At 42.1% G+C, this 20,506-nt stretch carries 13 protein-coding genes and 2 pseudogenes; 12 read left to right on the plus strand and 3 right to left on the minus strand.

All coding sequences use genetic code 11. The features are described 5' to 3' along the window. Positions 1-501: 501 nt before the first annotated feature. The 5 genes from EL210_RS05515 to EL210_RS05535 all read left to right on the plus strand — a co-directional run bounded on the left by EL210_RS05515 (position 502) and on the right by EL210_RS05535 (position 3,831). Positions 502-912, plus strand: coding sequence for a hypothetical protein (locus EL210_RS05515; RefSeq protein WP_018919943.1), 411 nt, complete (start codon positions 502-504; stop codon positions 910-912). After that, the gene (locus tag EL210_RS05520; protein WP_018919944.1) at positions 903-1,484 is read left to right on the plus strand and encodes a hypothetical protein; all 582 of its coding nucleotides are present in this window, start codon (positions 903-905) and stop codon (positions 1,482-1,484) included. The genes EL210_RS05515 and EL210_RS05520 overlap by 10 nt, the downstream gene beginning before the upstream one ends. A gap of 1 nt (position 1,485) precedes the next feature. Next, on the plus strand, positions 1,486-2,385 hold the full coding sequence (locus EL210_RS05525) for a putative phage abortive infection protein (protein ID WP_018919945.1): 900 nt from the start codon (positions 1,486-1,488) through the stop codon (positions 2,383-2,385). 112 nt (positions 2,386-2,497) lie between these two features. Further along, positions 2,498-2,884 (plus strand): transposase, encoded by a 387-nt coding sequence (locus EL210_RS05530; RefSeq protein WP_018919946.1) that lies wholly within the window; start codon positions 2,498-2,500, stop codon positions 2,882-2,884. A 26-nt stretch (positions 2,885-2,910) separates the two neighbouring features. Further along, entirely contained in the window at positions 2,911-3,831 is a 921-nt protein-coding gene (locus tag EL210_RS05535) for an IS3 family transposase (protein WP_036889250.1), read from the plus strand. 465 nt (positions 3,832-4,296) lie between these two features. On the opposite strand, the pseudogene EL210_RS05540 reads toward EL210_RS05535, so the two are convergent. Next, positions 4,297-5,340, minus strand: a pseudogene (locus EL210_RS05540) (site-specific integrase); the annotation flags it as partial. An 800-nt stretch (positions 5,341-6,140) separates the two neighbouring features. Here EL210_RS05540 and EL210_RS05545 point away from each other — a divergent pair. From EL210_RS05545 to EL210_RS05575, 7 genes and pseudogenes are all read left to right on the plus strand, one after another. After that, entirely contained in the window at positions 6,141-6,638 is a 498-nt protein-coding gene (locus EL210_RS05545) for a hypothetical protein (protein WP_018919951.1), read from the plus strand. Further along, entirely contained in the window at positions 6,604-6,996 is a 393-nt protein-coding gene (locus EL210_RS05550) for a hypothetical protein (protein ID WP_009435344.1), read from the plus strand. Before EL210_RS05545 ends, EL210_RS05550 begins: the two co-directional genes overlap by 35 nt. Next, positions 6,993-9,051, plus strand: a pseudogene (locus EL210_RS05555) (AAA family ATPase). Before EL210_RS05550 ends, EL210_RS05555 begins: the two are co-directional and overlap by 4 nt. Then, entirely contained in the window at positions 9,039-9,347 is a 309-nt protein-coding gene (locus tag EL210_RS05560) for a helix-turn-helix domain-containing protein (protein WP_018919952.1), read from the plus strand. Before EL210_RS05555 ends, EL210_RS05560 begins: the two are co-directional and overlap by 13 nt. 155 nt (positions 9,348-9,502) lie before the next feature. Further along, on the plus strand, positions 9,503-10,507 hold the full coding sequence (locus EL210_RS05565; RefSeq protein ID WP_018919953.1) for a type IV toxin-antitoxin system AbiEi family antitoxin: 1,005 nt from the start codon (positions 9,503-9,505) through the stop codon (positions 10,505-10,507). Beyond that, positions 10,485-11,324 (plus strand): nucleotidyl transferase AbiEii/AbiGii toxin family protein, encoded by an 840-nt coding sequence (locus EL210_RS05570; RefSeq protein ID WP_018919954.1) that lies wholly within the window; start codon positions 10,485-10,487, stop codon positions 11,322-11,324. Before EL210_RS05565 ends, EL210_RS05570 begins: the two co-directional genes overlap by 23 nt. Next, on the plus strand, positions 11,321-11,947 hold the full coding sequence (locus tag EL210_RS05575; protein WP_018919955.1) for a PP2C family protein-serine/threonine phosphatase: 627 nt from the start codon (positions 11,321-11,323) through the stop codon (positions 11,945-11,947). Before EL210_RS05570 ends, EL210_RS05575 begins: the two co-directional genes overlap by 4 nt. A 63-nt stretch (positions 11,948-12,010) precedes the next feature. Here the strand turns inward: EL210_RS05575 and EL210_RS05580 are convergent, their stop codons facing one another. Together EL210_RS05580 and EL210_RS05585 are read right to left on the minus strand one after the other, a co-directional pair. Then, positions 12,011-18,322, minus strand: coding sequence for a helicase-related protein (locus tag EL210_RS05580; protein ID WP_018919956.1), 6,312 nt, complete (start codon positions 18,320-18,322; stop codon positions 12,011-12,013). A 92-nt stretch (positions 18,323-18,414) separates the two neighbouring features. After that, the gene (locus EL210_RS05585) at positions 18,415-20,493 is read right to left on the minus strand and encodes a type IA DNA topoisomerase (RefSeq protein ID WP_018919957.1); all 2,079 of its coding nucleotides are present in this window, start codon (positions 20,491-20,493) and stop codon (positions 18,415-18,417) included. Between the last annotated feature and the right edge of the window lie 13 nt (positions 20,494-20,506).

Below are 20,506 nucleotides of genomic sequence, written 5' to 3' on the forward strand. Positions count from 1 at the left end.
TTTCAGTGGTATAAAAGGTAGGGCTTAGGACAAACAAGGTTTTATGGCGAGAATACTACCTGCAATGAAATGGAAGTGTGGAGATTGTCGTCTAAACGGCTTACCACCTTGATCTTTTTTGTTCGTAGAAGCCTGGAACTACCTTTGCCGCTGACATTGAACAACCGATCCTGACATGATACACGAACATAAGTGGAGGATGTGCAGGGAGAGAAGCTGGGAGAAAACAAAAAACGCTGTCTTCGGAGACTGCATTTCATCATAAGAATAGAATACACAAAAAACCAAAAGCCGTCCGTTGAGACGGCTTTACGAAAAATTTAAGAGAGAAAATTCTTTTTTCTCACGACATACCTTTATCTTTGCAATAGGTTCTTTGAGCCATGCGAAATGCTGTATATCATTGTTATAGTTTTATCGACTAATTGTTTCTACAGCATTCTATAACTCAAGAATTTGTTGACATTCAATTAGTAATTTAAAATAAAAGAGAAACATCTTATGGCAAGAAAAATTAGTTTAGCCCTCTATCAATTATCGATAAACAGAAAGGGAAACAGGGATGACCGAATAGTGCTTTCGGACTTTATGAATGGATTTGATATTATTGATATTGCTAATGAATTATTTAATACCTTAAGGTATAACTCAGTAAATGAAGATGTTGCTCAAAATCGAGATGAAGAAAAATTCTTTCGAATTATGAAAAGAGATGGGAGGGATTTGCTATTTACTGACGGAAGGTATATCTCTGGAATTATTGAAACAGGTGATTGCGGAACAGAAGAAAATATGGTTAATGTTTTAACAGGAGAAGCAACACATACCAAAAGTGTAAATGAAGCTCTTCTTATTCCTTTCTATTTCCTTTTTATGTTCCTGAAGATTCTAAAGTTGCTTTTTTGCTTTTAGAAAGAATTGGGAATCTAGGTATCTATAGCTTATTGGAAAGTAAACTGAGAGGATATTTAGCCCCCCGAATTATTGAAGATGATGAAAACAATTTTGTTTTAAAAATCAATCCATTAGTTTTACAAAGACTCATAAATCAACATCTTGGTTTTATAGGAGGAGGGGCAAAGAAGATAACTTTCGAACAGGTGCACAAGGAAGATCTCAAAGTTTCGCGCATGACAAACGATGAAATATCTAATGATGAGGTGGGAAATACAGAAATTGTTTATACTGCTAAAAGAAATAATTCCTTTAATATCAGAAGTCTTCTTAATAGAATACAGTATGTTGATTCATCTAATGTTTTTAGCATTGAAGGTGTGCAATATGGAGATGTTAAATTTGAAGTAATAATTGAAGGGCAAGCAAGGCAGTTATCAGTAAAAGACATAGAAAAACTTGGAACTTTTATGGATATAACAGACAATATTGAGCTTGCTCCAAACAATTATCCTACTTATGAGTCGCTTAATAGGCAAGCACATCTGTTGACAACATTTATTATAAGGGAAATACAGGAGGATAATTAGAATGAAGAAAAATTTGATGTTTTGGATGGCTATTATTTTTTTAGTTGCAGGCATACTCCTATGTGTATACTTTTTGTATATGGGTATTTCACAAAAGGTTTTTAGTAATAGTTATGTTGTTGAACAACTAAAGAATAACCTTGGAAGTTTTATTTCAGGTACGATTGGTATACTCTTTACAATAACAGCAACTATCTTCTTATTCATAACATTCAGAGAACAACGGAAACAGTTTGAATTATCTAAACAGTCTCAAGAGCAATCTCGCTTTGAAACGACATATTTTAATCTCCTATTAATGTTAGATGATGTTAGGGATAATGTGAATAAAAACATTGCTCAACACTTTAATACCCCCGACATTACAACGATATGGGACTATTATGGATTAATGAAAGAATATTACACAATCTATCCGAAAGAAGAGAACAAGGATAATTTTGAAACTATTATGGATAGGCTGTCAAGCAATTCATTGAATACCGAGAAAGATATGGCTCAAGGTTGTATATTAGATTTTTTTGATTCATTCGTTGGAAAGCATAATTTTAGTATAGGCTATTTTTTTAGATATATTTACAATACGATCAACTTTGTCGTAACAGAAAGGAATGCAGTTCAAGATAAAACCGAGAATACTGACATTCAACGTTATTTAAATATTTTACAAGCACAATTGTCAGACGAAGAATTAGCCTTGATTTTTTACGATGCTCTTTCATCCTTTGGAAAAAATAAGCATGGGTATAAGCAATTTCATACTTTATTAAATACATACCAATTTTTGGAAAATATTAACGAGCACTTTTTGCTACATAGAAATCACCATGTATTTTATCAAAAAACATTTTTCAAATTTTTAAATAGAGATGAGAGGCGTTTAAAAAAGAAATGCCTCTAAAGAGAGATTTCTTTCATAGATAACTAGTAAAAAAGTAGAGAAATATTTGTCTTTCTGACTTATACTGCTATAAGTAGACACATTTAGAACTAATAATAAATGTGTAAAAATTATGAGTAAAAGTATGAAACATTACAGTGAGGAACTCAAATTATCTCTGATTCGTTCCTACTACGAGTCGGGCCAATCGAAAGGTAAGTTTTGCAGAGAGCATGGTCTGTGTGACACTTCATGGCTAAATTATTGGCTAAAGACCTATGAGAACAGCAAAGAAATGTTACCTTTGCGTTCAGAAGCAAAATCAGACGGTGATATGACAAATCGAAGCAAAGACAGCTACCGGGAAGAGATTCATGAGTTGAAGAAGCGTGTCAGAGAATTGGAGAAGGCCTTGGACTACTCCAAATCGGAGACGTCAGCCCGTGACTTAATGATTGATAAGGCTGAAGAATATTTTGAGATTCCTATAAGAAAAAAATCCGGGGCCAAGCAGCGTTAGAACCGGTCAACGGGCGAGAGCAGAAAATCTCGGTCGTCTGCAGGCTGTTTGGCCATTGTCGTCAGGCTTTCTACCAGTTACGGACTGACATTATTCAGAAGGCAGAGCATGAACGCAGGGTCATAGAATCCGTCAGGGAGATCCGTGCAGAAGATGCCGGTATCGGCGGTTATAAGCTATGGCTGATGCTCATAGCCATGTATGGTCGAGACTATGTTCCCGGCCGTGACAGCTTCTTTGCACTCTTGCGATGCAAGGGGTTGATGCTTCCCAAGCCCAATCCCCGCCATACGACAAACTCAAATCATCGTTATCACAAATGGAAAAATCTCATCAAGGGCTTTGTGCCCACAGCAGCCAACCGGCTTTGGGTGGCAGATATCACTTACATTCCCATAGCAACAGGCGATGTATGCTATCTGTATCTCATCACCGATGCCTATTCTCACAAGGTAGTCGGATGGGCCTTGGCCGACACCCTTCGTACAGCCATAACAATTGAAGCGCTGAATATGGCTGTTGAAGAAGCCAAGGCAATGATGAATACGGATACCTTGACAGGACTGATCCATCACTCTGACCGTGGTGTGCAATACTGTTGTGATGCATATGTGAAGATACTCCGGGACAATGGCATATCCGTTTCAATGACCGAGGATTATAATCCGACAGACAATGCTGTGGCAGAAAGCATCAATGGTAAAATAAAGGTGGAATGCGTTTATCGGACCCGCTTCAACACCTTCGGGCAGGCCCGCGAGGTTATCGCACGATACATCCACTTCTACAACTGTCACCGGCCGCACATGAGCATCGGATATAAGGTTCCCCAGGTAGTCCACTTCGAGCAGGGGGCACAGGAAAGAATGTGGAAGAACAAAGTTTATCCTCAAAAGAACAGGAGGATTGAAAACAATCCACTATCTTTGCGGACAACAGTTCCATAGCCGAGGGGTGAGCGAACAGGCATAAAACCGAATACCTGTCGAAGGGTATAGAAACGCTTACGCCTATGTATTACCATAAAACCGACTACCCGTCAAAGGGTATCCGGTCTGCCTGCTGAGCAAAGCCACAAGCTTTACGGACTCAATGAAGACCGAGTGTCTGTCATTTCAGCATGATGCTCTGCTTGTGTCTATCATCATAGTATGGATTCGGAACTTGTGTCTAATTATTTAGTAGACCTGAAAAAGGGTGTCTATTGATTCAGTTAATGTAACAAAAAGGTGTCTAGTGAAATCAGGAAAAGTCATTCGTTTAGAAAATAATATTTTTGCAAAACTAAAAAGCGGTTCTTTGAAATGGCAAAATAAGGTGGAGTATAGAAGTTCGCTGGTTTCCTTATCGTTACCTCCCTTCATTCATAAGCAATTTAATCTATTGATTATTTGGTGTTTACAAAATTCTCTATGCCTTGCAAGATGAAAGATTAGGTTCTTCTTGATACCGCAAAGGTCGGCAATTTCCTTGAGATAAGCGTTAATCTTCTGGTTTGTAAGTACCGGAAGGAGTTTACCGTCCCGATAGGTCTTATGCCCATATTTGGTGATGATACGCTTAGGAATGTCAAGAAGCAGCACATTGGTTTCCACGCTTGTCTTCTGTCGTTTGGTCATAATCCATTGCTTGTCGTCAAGCGTAACGATGTTGTCCGGCGTAAGGTTGGACACGTCTATATATGCCAGACCTGTAAAGCAAGAGAAGATGAAAACATCCCTTACCAGTTCCAGGCGGTTGATACCGAAATCCTTGTTGGCAATCTTCATGATTTCCTCGTCAGTGAGGAAGCCACGGTTTACCGGTTCCAAGTGGAAATGATGATTTATGAACGGGTCGTGGTTCAACGCGCCCATCTTCCTTCCCAGTATGGTGATGGTCTTGAAAGTCTTCATCGTTTTCGTGGCCGTATTGGGATTCTGCCCAGCGGTTGTACGCAGATAAATGTCAAAGTCATGAATGACGGTGAATGTCAGTTCAGACAGGCGAATGTCACAACGCTTGTACTTTTCGTTCAAGAAGGCCGCAAAGTGTTTCTTACACACGTTGTATTTCTGCAACGTTGCCACACTCACCGAGACACCAACCTGTTCCTGTATGTCCGTATTATGCTTCTCGAAAAGCTGCATGAGTGTGCAGACATTGTCCTGCCTGCCGAGATACTCAGACTTGATGCGTTCCAAGCACAGGTCGTCCGTCATTTCCAACTTGCGATAGATGGTTTGCAGGTCGTTTTGGATGCTGTCCAACTGCAAGTTCATGCTTAGGGCTTCGGTATTGCGTCCTTTCACCCGTTCTCGCGTACTGTCCCATTAGTTCTGTTCAACGGCGACCCCGGCTGAGCCTATGCACAACCGTTCGTTGTTAAGGTAAATCCTCAACATCACAGGGGTCTTGCCCTCCTTGTTTACATAGTTGCTTCTGAGATAGAAGACTGTTCTGAAAATTGATTTCATACATTGACTGTTTTTAATTGTAGCTGGATTCATGGGAAATTGTTCCACATCGAAAGGAATTTTATCGCCTAAATGGATGGAATGAACTTCCATATATCCCACTGCAAAGTTCTACATAATCATTTGAATAACAGCAACATATAAGTACTCTAAACAATCTCTGTACGTACTCTTGGTTACAATTTTTATTCGGCTCATCTTTTTGTAACCAGATTGTAACCGTAGGAGAGTATTTTGGGCGTTTCGGCACCCTCCTTACGTACTCTGAAAAAACATGTAAGTATAAAACAAAAGTATCGTAACTTATTGAAGCTACGATACTTACTGATTTTGTGAAGTGTTTTCTGAAGTCTTCTCCAGAGTACTTCCTGCGGAGAGAGAGGAAAATGAATATTCCTCGTATCTCCTTGTATCATAGTTATTTATAAACTTTCTTCTTTTCTGTGTAGCCAGATTGTAGCCACAACAGAGTATTTTGAGAGTACACGTGGATACTGCTGCTTGAAACACGCTCTTGTGTTTCTTGGGTTCAAAAGTACTAAAAATATGAACATGCTCCAAATATTTGATAGAAAATGTTTTATAGATTCTTTGGCTACAATTTTCAGTGCAAGGTGCAAGCCTATATATATAGATAGGTCTTGCACCTTGCACTGATGGTCCCTACCTTATATTTATACCGTTGATTATCAATATGTAAAATGGTATTATACCACCAGAAAATGGTATTTTAATATTCTATCTAAAGCCTGTTTCATTAGGAACTTTGCAGCCATAATAATTACAATTATATATATATTATGGCTAATAAAAACAAATTAAAACCCAAAGGGCATCTTTATATTAGTAGCCCTACACTTGAGGGTTTAGCTCTTTTATGTGAAAATGCAAAAGAAGCAGCTCATATAAGTGGCATCGAGTATTCAAATTTCCTTAAAGCTTGCAAGATGGAAAAGGATATAAGATTTAGCACATATCGAAAGTGTGCTGCAGGCTTGGGGAAGGAAGTTCTGGTTATCCATCTTCCTTTGGGAACCATAGAGTCAATGATTGAGCCCAAGACTCATATGAACGGTTTTTATGAAACTATAGAGCAAGATAAATTGATTAAGGTGCTGATGGCGGTTATGCCGAGTGACGGAATAAAAATTTTTAACTTCATGGAGGATTTCAAGAAACACCTAACAAGTCACGATAAAGAACATCTAATGAAACCATTTTTGTCTGCTATCATTAATCTTTGCCAAACCCTACTTAAAGAAGATGGAACACCACGAAACACTCTCCCTAATAAATGAACTTCAAACACTTCATGAAGAATTCAGACAGATAGCCTGCTTTATCAGGGAGCTAAAGCGTGATTATTCCGTTTTGGAGGAAAAGATAGAGTTGAGTTCGGCAGATGTTCTGCACCTGCTTGGAATATCAAAGGCATCACTTGCAAGATGGAGGGAATCTAATTCTATTCCGTACAGATATGTATCTAGTAATCATGTAGTTTATCCATTTAAAGGACTCTATCTCTCTGTCAAGACGGGTAGAGCCACTTTCAAGGGCTTTCGTCGTTTAGAGGCTTTGCAGCGTCTAAACGCTTACAAGGAAGGTGTGCTAAAAGGCTATATGGGAGAATCTCAAACCTTATTCGAAGAGCTATGAACATCAAAGAAGAAATATTATTGCGTACCAACAAAGGACTTGAAATATTCTGTTTCTATATGCCTATTGATTTCGTGATTAAGCGTAATTTCCGTAATCCTTTGTACGACGATAAACGTGCTTCATGCAATATATATCTTGATAGAAAGTCAGACTGCTATCGCATGAAAGACTTTGGAAATGATGCTTATTCTGGAGATTGTTTTTGGTTTGCTGCCACAATGATCGGATTGGATGTTAAGAAAGATTTTATTAAGGTACTTGAAACTATTATACGAGACTTGCAACTAAACATCTACATAGGAAAGCAAGAACGCTTTGAACAACGATCTACGATAATGAAACCTCCTAAACCTCCTATTTCACAACCAGCAGACCAACCAAAGTTAATGGAAGAGAAGAAGTGGTTTAAACTAATAGAACAATCTTTTGGTATCGAGGAAATGAAATATTGGCAACAATATGGTATTGATTCCAATACCTTACAACGTTTTCATGTAAAGTCGCTTGCTCGTTATGAGTCTATCTCTAATCAAGGTAAGCCGTTTACATTAGGGTCGACAAATGAAGAGCCGATGTTTGCTTACAATATGGGGGAGTTTGTAAAGATTTATCGTCCTAAAAGCAAGCTACGCTTTCTTTATGGTGGCAAGAAAGTGACCGATTATGTCTTTGGCTTCCAACAGTTGCCCAGTAAAGGAGATATCATATTCATCACTGGTGGAGAGAAAGATGTACTATCTTTATCTGCCCATGGTTTTAATGCTATTTGTTTCAATAGTGAGACGGCAGAGATTCCTGAGAATATTATCGAAGGGTTACAGCTTCGTTTTCGACATATTATCATCTTATATGACACTGATGAGACGGGAATAAGAGAAGCCAAACAACAAACAGATCACTCAATATAAGGTTTTGAGTCTGACCTTGCCGTTGCAAGGAATTAAGTCGGAGAAAGATATATCTGACTTCTTCGCCTTGGGAAATAACTCGAAAGACTTGAAAGTCCTCCTTTCTGATATGTTTACCAATATGTATTCGCAGACAATGATGATATTAAAATCTTGTGAAATCGACTACGATAATCCACCTGATGCTTCAAAATCAGTTGTGGCAGTCAATGGTGTTCCACTTGGAACACAGGATAATTTGTTTTGCATCACAGGTGGAGAAGGAACAGGTAAGAGCAACTATATTTCTGGAATCCTTTCAGGCACACTTGGTTCGGAACGATTACAAGCTGAACAGACATTGGGATTAGAGATAACTGCTAACCCAAAAGGATTAGCGGTACTCCACTATGATACGGAGCAGTCTGAAGCACAGCTGCACAAGAACTTGGGAAAGACACTTCGTCGGGCAGGAGTAAAGGCAGTGCCAGAGTTCTACCATTCACTCTACTTGGCATCGCTATCCCGCAAAGACAGGCTAAAAATCATTCGTGAGAGTATGGACTTATTCCATCACAAGCATGGTGGTATCCATATTGTGGTAATTGACGGTATTGCTGACTTGATACGCTCTGCCAACGATGAAACGGAAAGTATAGCCATTGTAGATGAACTGTACCGATTGGCAGGCATATACAATACCTGTATTGTTTGTGTGCTTCACTTTGTGCCTAATGGCATAAAGTTGCGTGGGCATATTGGTTCGGAACTTCAACGTAAGGCGGCGGGTATTCTCTCCATAGAAAAGGACGACAATCCTGAATATTCGGTCGTAAAGGCATTGAAAGTCCGTGACGGAAGCCCATTAGATGTTCCAATGATGCTCTTCGGTTGGGATAAAACTGAAGACATGCACGTCTATCGTGGCGAGAAATCGAAGGAAGATAAGGAAAAGCGCAAGACCGATGAACTCTTGCTTGTCATCAAATCTGCATTTCGGACCAAACTAAGGCTTTCATACCAGGAACTTTGTGAGGTGCTGATGTGTGAAATGGAGATCAAAGACCGAACTGCAAAAAAGTACATTGCATATATGAAAGAGCAGCGCATATTGACGCAAGATACAAGTGGAAACTATCAAAAAGGAGAACTATGCCATACTTAAACGATACTTCAGAAACAGATTGGTGCAAACAATTGTTTGATAAACTAAGAACTGTCGAGAATAAACTCGACCAGTTACTTGTCCTGCAAGAGCAATCCGTCGATACAACTGTCCGTCCACCTTTGAAACCGGAATATCTGGATATCATAGATGTTTCTATAATCTTGAAAGTTGAGCAAAAGACTATCTATAACTGGGTTTGGGCGGGTAAGATCCCATTTCTCAAAGCTAATGGTAGGCTGCTGTTTCTTCGTGAAGAGATTGATAGTATACTACGTAAGCGAGAGTGTAGGTAAATTCTCTCAAAAATTAGATTCTTTCAATATTCTTCTATTGTTCACTATTATTGAACAAAATTAATTTATTGAACAAAATATTTGGTGGTTTTGTATTTGTTCATTATCTTTGCAGTGTTCAATATTATTGAACAAGTAATAAATAATGAACAAGTATGGGAGAAATACATATTATAGAACAGGCAGTAAGTGCAATGAAGCAACAATGGGGAGAAAGTGGACTCAATATCACCTATGATTTAACCCCACAAAGTAATCCTATACTTAAAGGACGAGTTAACATCATAGGAATAGACTTTCCTTGCCTTGTAGAAAACGAGGTGAATAGTATCAACATTGGCCGCATTCAGGATTTGATAAAGGGGTGTGCTGAACTACAAAAGATACCTATTTTGCTTATTGCACGATATGTTCAACCAGGTGTTTATAACATTTTACGAACGGCAGGCATTAATTTTGTAGATACTGTTGGTAACTATCAAATCCTATATACAAAAGGTAAGAAGTTGATTTTTCAACTTTCTCACACAGGTGAAAAAGCACCTATAGCGCTTAACAAGGCTTATCCAATCTTTCAAGAAGCGGGCTTAAAAGTCATTTTTTATTTGTTGCAAGATGTAGACAATGTGGGTAAAACTTTTAGGGAAATCAAAGAACAGTGCGATGTTTCGTTAGGTACTATAAAAAATGTACTTGATGAATTAGAAGCTCGAAAGTTTGTATTGACTACTAAAAGAAAGCGTATACTGAAAGACAAACGCAGGTTGCTTGACCTATGGGTGGAAAACTATCATCATGTTCTTAAGCCAAAACTTTTGGTGAAGCATTTTGCCTTTCGAGATGAACAGTCTAAAGCACAATGGGATAAAATAGTGTTGCCCGAAGGAATATGCTGGGGTGGAGAGTGTGCTGCTTATCAAGTAAACGGATATTTAACTCCACAAAAGTTTGAAATATATACCGATGTAGCTTGGGGTAATCTGATGAAAACAGGTGCCATGCGTGCTACAGAAGGAGAAATTACAATATATCAGAAGTTTTGGAAAGGCAGTACAATGCCAATAATTCTTATTTATGCAGACTTATTAGGTGATGGCAATAGTCGTTCAATAGAAGCTGCAAATAAAATATTGAATGATGAGCTTTCAAATTTCAAGTAATAAGATAGACAATCCATTTTTGGTTGAATTATTAAGAACCGCCAGTGAATGTTTTAAAGAGGTAGGACAAGACTTCTTTGTAATTGGTGCAACTGCACGTGATATACTGATACAGCAATTAGTAGGCATTAGCTCTGGTCGAAAAACGAGAGATTTAGATTTAGCTATTGCTATCCCTAATTGGGAAGCCTTTGACGAAATAAAGCAGATGCTTTTGGCGCATGGTTTCACTAAGGATGAGAAAATGTATCAACGCTTCTATTATGGGGTTTATGAAATGGATATTGTTCCTTACGGAGATGTTGCAAAAGAAGATGGATATATTTATTGGCCACCAGAAGAAGATATAGCCATGTCTGTGAAAGGTTATGAGGAGGTACTAAAAGATGCTATAACCATAAGTATTGATAATGAATTTGACATCAAGCTAGCATCACTTCACGGACTTTTTATTCTAAAGTTTAATGCTTGGTTAGATCGTAACCTGCAAACAAATAAAGATGCTGATGATATGGGGTTTATCATTGAGAACTACTTCATAGCCAACTTAAATAGGAGTGTATACCAAGAAGTTTTTGATTGGGACGATTTTGATGAGTTTATTGTCGGTGCATATTGGCTTGCCAATGACATTGTGGGTTTTCTCCCCATAAAGTATTTGTCCTATTATGAAAAATGCCTACAAAAGGAAATCGCAAAAGAAGAGGACAGTAGGCTTCTTCAACAAATACTGGACAGTAACTCAGTTCTTCAGTATGAGCAAGTTTTATATGCATTCCAAAAAATGATAGAAGTTTTTAATAAGTTTACCCGATGAAGATATGTATTGCTTTTCAAAGCATAGCTGCTAACGAAAAGAATGGAGACTTTATTCTTCAGAAGAAAATAGCAGACGGAACTTTGGTTTTACTTGCTGATGGTATGGGAGGATTAGATTTTCCTGAACAGGCATCGAAAATCGTTTGTGAAGCAATCCTTGATTACTTTGAAAGTTACAATGCGTCTGCCCCCTCAAAGATTATTCGAGAGAGCTTAGAATATGCCGATAAAACCTTACGTAAGGCATGCTACCAAAGAAAGTGTAAGATGGGTACTGCCCTCACGCTTGTGTATCTGACGGATAGCTTTCTCTATTATACTTCATTGGGTGATGTTCGTCTATATCATGAACACATTAATGGGACAATCACACTGCTGACGTCCGATGATGTAATCAACATTGGAGGTGAGAGTTACCTTACAGTCTGTATTAATGGAAGAGGGTACAGAACTCCAATAGAAGTATATCAAATGTCAGTACAAACAGGAGATCGCTTCATACTTTGTAGCGATGGCTTCTACAAACAATATGATGTAAGTGAGTACTTGCAACAGAGAACTTTACCACCTTTACAATGCACGGAAGATGACTGTTCTGTGGTTGATATTAATATAAAATAAAATGTTAGATTTCGGCAGCAATATATATACTACCGAAAATCTACTCTTCTATATATTGGAGAATTAGTGCCTCCATTTTGGACGAAAACCTTGTGAACGACCATCCTCACTGTCTTCATGTATCTTAGATTGTTTATTATCTATTTGGTTAGGTAGTCCACTTATGGATATGGATTTGTCTTGTTCTACATCTCCTTTTGCCTCTTTATTGGTAGAAATTGTCAATGCAATCTTTCTGTCCAATTCTGCAGCTTCACTTTTAAGTGAGCGAAGTTCGTCCTCTTTTTTCCAAGAACTGTTGGCAATGTTGGTGTAAACTTCTTTATTGGCCACAACCTTTGCCATTTCCTTCTCATGCGATTCTATCACCTTTGGAATACGCTCCAAGGCATTAATGAAGTTCTGACACGCAAGTTTCGGGTCTGTTGCCAACTTACCGTTATTATAGGTATAGTAGATACTCTCCTGTCCTTTGACGAAGAAGCGGTTCACCGAACAGTCAAACAAATCCTTGGAAGTGCTCTCTGTCTTGACCATAATGGAGAAACCATAGATTTCGCCAATTTTGTGGTATTCCCCTTTGGTGCGAGCTTTCTCGTCAATCTCCTGCAGACGTGCAGCAATGGCCTTGATATCGGTGCTGTCTTCCACACCTTTGATAGTCAGTTTATTTATAGGTGTACCTTCATCATCACGCTCCACACACTTCTCAAAGAGAGCTAAGTCAGACTGTGCCTCCTTGATTTTATCCGTATGGAAGGACACGGAACTGTTAATCTCTGCCAACTTACCCGTTGCGGCATCACGCTCACGAAGGAAGTTCTTACGTTCTGATTCCAAGGTGGTAATCTTCTTATCCAATCTTGCTTTCTCTAAAAGGTCGGTATTACCTGAAAGCACTGCTACATACTCTGAGAAGTTCATGCCGCTGTCCTCATCCATCGAACCCTCATCAATGGTACGACTACCAAGCGTGTTTGTCTTTAACTGATTAATGAAGAGCTGCTTGTTATGCAGCAGGTTAAACTTGTAGCTATCCAAGGAACGTTCCACGGCATAGATAATCACATCGACTTTGTTGTCGGCAAACTCTTTGGCGACAAGGTTTCCCTTGCGCACGGCTCGCCCGTTACGCTGCTCCAAGTCCGATGGTCGCCAAGGCGTATCCAAATGATGGATTGCCACGGCACGCTGCTGTGCGTTCACGCCCGTGCCCAACATGGAAGTTGAGCCGAAAATGATGCGGATGTCGCCCCGATTCATGGCATCCACCATTGCTTTCTTTGCCTTCTCATTCTTGCATTCCTGAATGAAGCGTATCTCGTATGCTGGGATATGGTAGTCTTCCACCAACTTTCTTTTGATTTCCGAATAGATGTTGAAGTCTCCACCGGGCTTGTAAGTCCCCAAATCAGAGAAAACAAACTGCGTTCCTTTCTGTGCATCGTACTTCTGATAATAGTCATTCAAGAGTTTCGCACAATGACTTGCCTTGTTGTCAATATGATCTGAGTACGCATTTTCATCAATCATGCGTAAATCAAGGCTCATCTTGCGGGCGTAATCCGTTGCGATGAGCATCTTTGCTCTTTCCTCGCTCTCACTCAGTGGCGCTCGTCCCAAGATTGTGGCATCGCCACTCTTGGCAAACTCCATCAGTTTGCCGATAAAAACCTCCTGCTCGGGCGTGGGCGGTATGTTGTGTAGTATCTCGTTCTTTTCCGGGCGGTCGATACCGATGTCCTTGGCTGTGCGAAAGTCACAAATCTCCGCATAGAATGCAGCCAGCTCAGGCACCTTAATGAATGTCCTAAACCGCTCTTTCTGAATGATGTCGTTTGTGATGGAGAACTCATAGTCGGTAGACTTCTTGGCAAAGACGGCTGCCCAGGCGTCAAAACTGTTGATACCTTGCTTCTCTAAAGCCTGCGGGCGCAGATACTTGAACAGGAGATACAACTCCGTCAGGCTATTGGAAATAGTCGTTCCTGAAAGGAAAGTGGCTCCTAAGTCCTTGCCGGACCGTTCTTGTATGGTACGAATAGCAAAGAGCATGTTTAAGGCACGCTGTGAACCATCAGGATTGCCCAAGCCCGACACACGGTCGTGGCGGGTATTGAACATCAGGTTCTTGAACTGGTGGCTTTCATCGACAAAAAGGTGGTCGATACCCATCATCTTGAAGTCCACGGCATCGTCTTTTCTTTCGGCGATGCTGTCCTGTATGTTCTGCAACTTGGCTTCAAGTGTCTGCTTGCGCTTCTCCAAGCCTTTGAGCATACCACGGGAGATGTCTCTTCCTTGTTGTCGCAACACTTCGAGATTCTCTTCCACGGAGTCCAGTTCCTTTTGCATAATCGCTTCCTGTATCTCCAAGGCCTGCGGTATCATACCGAACTGTTCGTGCGTCAAGATAATACAGTCCCAGTCGTTGTTCTTGATGTCGTTGAAAATACGTTGGCGGTTCTGCTTATTAAAATCGTTCTTGCCCGGATAGAGTACCTTAGCATTAGGATAAGCTTTCCTAAAGGTGTCGGCAATATCAAAGACGTTTGCTTTCAGTCCGATAATCATTGGTTTGTTCGCCAGTCCCAAGCGTTTCATCTCGTAGGCTGCCGTACACATAATCAAGGTCTTACCCGCACCCACCTCGTGGTCACATATACCGCCACCGTTGGTCTTGAGCATCCATACCGCATCCTTCTGACTTTTGTAGAGGTCGGCAATGCCCAATCGTCTGAGGTCAAGGTCGGGAAACGTCTGGTGCGTGCCGTCAAAGTTGGGTCGCACAAAACAGTTGAAAAGACGATTATAATGGTCAGATAACTGCTGCTTGAACGTGTCAGGTGTCCGTCCGAGCCAATCGATAAAGCCCTGCCTGATTTCCTCAATCTTGGCATTTGCCATCTGGATGGCATGCCCGTCCCTTACTTTGATAGTTTTAGTCTCTCCCGTAACCTTATCCGTCACCTCCTTACTCTTGTTGATGTCGGGAATGGTATTGTGCAAGGCGTGCTTGAGGAGATTGATACCGTCATAGCGGCGGAACTCCCCCTGTACGGCATACTTGTGCCAGATATTGGCATTCTTATGGTCACATACAATGCTGTACTCGTCCATATTGGAATGGTAGGATACGCCAATGTCCGTCTCGAAAAACTCCGAAGCGAACCTGCCATAGACCTTGGCAGGTATCCAGCGTTCACCGAGATTGAAGTCAAGGTCTGCAAATGGAATGGGTGTTGGTGTGGCTGCACGCAAAGCGGCAAGGCTCTGCTTTGCCTCTTCGTGGTCGGGATGGTCCAAGAGCCACGACTCGATACGCTCCGCCTTTTCTATTACATTGCCCGAAATGAACTTGTCCGCCACTTCGTAGGCATTCTCTTCGGGATTGTAATAGATGCGACCTTCCAAGGAAGAAATGATGTCGCTTTCCTCCATATCAGGTAAAAGCGAACTCATGTAGCCAAGTTCCACCGTGCCGTACTTGTTGAGCGATGCACCCAGTGCCTCCATCGGGTCTGTGGCAACGGTCAGTTCCGTGGTAGAAAATGCCGTGGGATGGTCGAAGATGTCCGCCTTGATGTACCTGCCGTTTTCGGAGCGTTCCAAGAAGAGCATTTCCACGCCTGTAGCATCCATCTTGATAATGTCAGTGTTTGCCTTCTGGTTAAAGTAGCCCCAGCGTGCAACATAGTCATCATACAGGTGATTGAGCCTGCTGCGGTCTTCCCTGTCTTCTGCATGGTTCTCTGCCTCGTAGTCATAGAGACGATGATAGCACTCCCGTATCTCGATATAGCTTTTTAGACGGGAAAGCTGCGCATACGGCAAGTCCATCGGGTTAAAGGTCGGATGTCGCTTCAGATCAGAAAGAAACCCCACCTGCCCTTTCTGCACGACAATGGAGCCGTCTCTTAGGTGTGAGTCCGGCGAAGAGAGAAAAGGGCGTGGGGAAGCGTCAAACTCCTTTCTGACTTCCGCTATCGGTTTTGGCTTGCGCTCCTCGTCTTCGTTCATGAAGTCGAAAAGGGATGGCTCACGTGAAGATGAAGAAGCTGCTTTCCTGCTACTACGGGTACGCCGTTGAGGAGAGGTTACTGACTTTTGTATCTTGGACTCCGATGGTTTCTGGGGAGCAGTTTGTGTTATAGGACGGTGCGCCTGTGAAGTTCCTGAATTATCCTTGATTTCATTGTTTACACGGCTTACCTCTCTTGTCCAAAGGCTGTATTCCTCTGGGGCAAACAGTGACAGTTGCTCCGGTTGTCCGATGTCTTCCATGTTGTTGTCCACCACTGGATGATGATCGTCGTCAAAGAACACCGTCTGTCCGTTCATCTCTCTTGGGGCTTCAATATCCGTACGGATTTCCGACCTTTCCTGTTCGTATTGTCGGTGAAGTGTCAAGGCGGGTACACCTTCGGGTGCAGGTTCAACGTTTATGGATGGTTGCTCTGACACAGATTGCTGTGGTACAGACTCCGATGATGGTGGTTGCAATGGAGTAGTCTCTCCATTGGAAACGGTATTTTCTGTTGCCTGTGCCTTGGTAATGGTAAAATCGTCCGGTTCTATGACTTGCCCGACATTAATTTCTGTTTCAGTTTCCAACTCTTCCTTGGATATCTTGATTCCAGAAGTACCGTTCACAGTCTTCTTAACCGTGTCTTCTGTATTTGTTACCGCTTCTTCCTTAATTTCCTCTGCCACCACTTCTTCTTTGGTATATTGTTCCCTGACGATTTCTTCCAACTCGGCTATCTCGTGCAATTTCTTAGGAGAGAAATACAGGTCGCGTTCAATCCCCAGTCCTCTTACCTTCACGCCTTCCATCTCATCAAGGGACATATTGCCAAGCTCCCAGCCGTAACCCATTGTCACGGCACCGAAGCCAATGCGGCTCTTAGGGTCATATTCCAGAAGGTAGGCTGTGTATGCTCCCATAGGGAAGAAATAGCGTGCATAGGCTATCTTATCGCCAATGAGTTCCTTTTCCGTGCTGTAAAGTTTTGGCAACTGTTTCCTGATACTGTCGGGCATGAGGTTATAGGCATCGTTTATTCCCTTGTCTTCTGTCTTTATCCTCTCTGTTTCTTTTTCCCGACTTATGGTAATACCCAACTTGCGGAGCTGTTTTTCTGCTTCTGCCTCTCGCTCTACCTCTGTCATAGGTATACCTGTTTCATATAGCTTATGGTCGACACGTTGTCCCATTTCAAGGGAGAGTTGTGTTCGGAGACTTTCTACCATTTCCTCAATCCCTCCCGTGAACCGATACTCCCATGTAGGTCTTCCATAAGGGTCTGTACCCATTATGCGCTCTGTGGCAATGGTGCGATGAGATATGTCCTTCCAATCTCCTACAAAAAGAGAGTTATGCTTGAAGACGACAGAAGAGCCTTCTTCCTTGGGAACAGAAACAGTTTCTACGAACTGCTGCTCAATTCCCTTGCTGATTTCTTTACCTGTCTGCTTCTGTAGTACGATGAGGTCACTGCCTACGTCCGTTCCTGCATTGTCAGAAAACATACCCGATGGTAGTCGGAGAGCGGAGATAAGGCGGCTGTTCTGCATGAGGTAACGGCGTATGGATTCATTGCGGGGACTGTCCAATACACCCTGTGAGGTGATAAATGCCAGTAAGCCACCTTCTTTGATGCAGTCCAGACCTTTCACGAAGAAGTAATTGTGAATGGCACGTGTGGACTCGCGCTTGAGAGTGTCCTTGCCTTTGCTATACTCTCGGTCATAGACCATGAAATCACCGAAAGGAATGTTACTTGTAATAAGGTCGTACTTATCTTTCTCTTCCAGTTCTCCAATAGCTTCAAAAGGCTCGTTTCTAACGAACACGTTGCCTTTACCATAGGGGTGCAGGGCTTGGCTGATGCGAGCAGTGAGCAAGTCCTTCTCCATTGCATCTACAACTCCTGCTTGCTTTGCAAAGGTCTCGGCAAAGGCACCCATACCCATAGAAGGGTCTAAGCATCGTCTTACCTGCAGGTTTGTGGATACAAGTGCATCAGAGATGGCAGAAACGATACGGGTATCGGTATAGAAGGAGGTCAGTACGCTTGCCTTGATGCTCTCCCAATACCGCTTGGCAGTGTTGGCATCTATGGCTTCACGATAAATCATCTGCTTGAGCTGCTGGGTAGGTTCAAAGAGATTCTGCTCTGACTTGCTCCAATAGCGGATGTCATCGGGATTATCTGTGCGGTTGAGTACACATTTCAAGCCACCGAATCCTTGATAGTTCCGTAAGATACTTTTCTCAGCTTCGGTGGCTTCGCGGCGTTCCTTCTCTAATCGCAAGACCACTCGGATAGCTTCCGTGTTGGCTTGCAGGACTTCTTTCTTTTTGTATGCCATAAGGTATAACTTGTTCTATTATGGGAATAACTACTCTGATACCAAAGCTTGACCGTAATGTCAGACTTTAGTATCAGAAATGAAGTAATATGCTATTTCCGTTTCTTGTTTTGTTCAAACTCAAAGGTGGTGGTATAATCATCCTTCAAAACAAGTCGGGCATTGAATGTCTTGCCTACCTTGCTGGTCAGCCCTTTAAGGATAGGCGTACGACCGGAGCTTATCAAGTCACGGATGTTATCTTCAGAGAGATGTATGCCGCAGACTTCACGAAACATGTGGAAGCCACAGGTTTCATGTCTGCACTTGGCTACCTTGGCATAGATGCCGACACTCTGCTGTCCGCACTTTGGGCAGCGGTATACAGGATAGGACTTCTGCTCTGAAGAAAGCGAGAGGAGTTCCTCGCAGATTGTTCCCACGTATGAGTTGATACCCTGTGAGAACCTTTCAGATGGCATCTTTCCTGCTTCAATAGCGGCAAGTGCAAGTTCCCAACTGCCTGTCATTTCCGCATTGGCAATCTTCTTATCCTTGACAATCTCATAGACAGCTAAGCCTTTCTCGGTAGGTATGATGGATTTCTTGTCCCTTCGGATATAATCACGGAGAATCAACGTTTCGATGATGTTGGCACGGGTGGCTGGTGTTCCAATACCACACTCTGCCATTACCTTGCGCTTATCGTCTTCCTTCACTTCCTTGCCTGCGTTTTCCATCGCAGAAAGCAGTGTTGCTTCTGTATAGAGAGGTTTAGGTTTGGTCTTATGCTCGGTGATTTCGGCAGAAACAAGTGACAAAACCTCTCCCTCTGTAAAATCATGCAATGAAGGTAAAACCTGTTCATTGTCGTTTTCCTTTTCCTTTTTCTCTGCATCAGTAACCTGCTCTTTCTGCACGACTTTCCATCCCAAGGAAATCTGTCTACACGCTTTCCAAGTAAAGATGTTGGTACCGTCAATGAATCGCACCTGTATACGCTCTTCCTCGGAATCGGGAGAAAAGGCTTCTATGAAGCGATTAACTACCATTTGATAGATAGTTGTTTCATCTGCCGACAATCCTAAGGGTGTTTCACCTGTTGGAATAATGGCGTGGTGGTCGGTAACTTTGGTATTGTCCACCGAGTGGCGGTTAAGCGGATTGGACAGCGTCTTGCCTATCTTGCGTAGCAGGGCGGGGATTTCCTCGAAGATATCCTCGCTGATGTATCGGCTGCCAGTGCGGGGATAGGTCGTGATTTTTTTCTCATAGAGGCTCTGAGCTATCGAGAGGGTTTTGTCTGCAGAAAAGCCGTGGCGTCTGTTGGCATCTTTCTGCAAGGCAGTAAGGTCGTACAAGAGTGGTGGCGGTGTACCAGCCACCTTTCTTACGACCGATTCCACTGTAAGCTGGCTCTGACTGCGAAGTGCAGCGAGAGCACTCTGTGCCGATGCTTCACTCTCATAGTCTGCACTGCCAATGGCTTTCAGCGACAAACCCTCTTTTTCTGTGTGAACGGATAATTTCCAATAGGATACGGAAGAAAAATCACGATTCTCTATGTACCGACGGCAGACCATAGCAAGAGTTGGGGTCTGTACCCGTCCCAAAGAATAGCCGCCTTTGCGGACGATGGACAATGCACGGCTGGCATTGATACCCACCAACCAGTCGGCTTCGCTTCTTGCCTTGGCGGAATGATAGAGATTGTCGTAACAGTTTCCAGGTTTGAGATTGGAAAGTCCCTCACGAATGGCTTTGTCCGTGAGTGAACTTATCCAAAGGCGGTCAAAAGGCTTTCGGCATCCCAAATGTTGATAGATATAACGGAAAATAAGTTCACCCTCCCGTCCTGCATCAGTAGCGACGATGATACGATCTGCCTTGTCAAAGCAGGAGCGTATCACTTTGAGTTGTTTTAGTGCTGCTGGGTCGGATATATACTCCTTGTCCTTGCGCACTTGGCGGACGATTAATTGGAAAGGATTGGGACGGATGGGCAGGTCTTCCGCTTTATAGGCTGTAAAACCATAGGCTTCTGGCATAGCAAGGGCGATGAGGTGTCCCATTGCCCAAGTAACGACATAGCCGCAGCCTTCCATATATCCGTCTTGCTTGCTCGTTGCTCCTACGATGTGGGCAATATCTCTGGCTACCGAGGGTTTCTCGGCAATAATACAAGTTGTCATAGTGCTGAATGGT

It is taken from the genome of Segatella oris (assembly GCF_900637655.1).
Classification (GTDB): Bacteria; Bacteroidota; Bacteroidia; order Bacteroidales; family Bacteroidaceae; genus Prevotella; species Prevotella oris.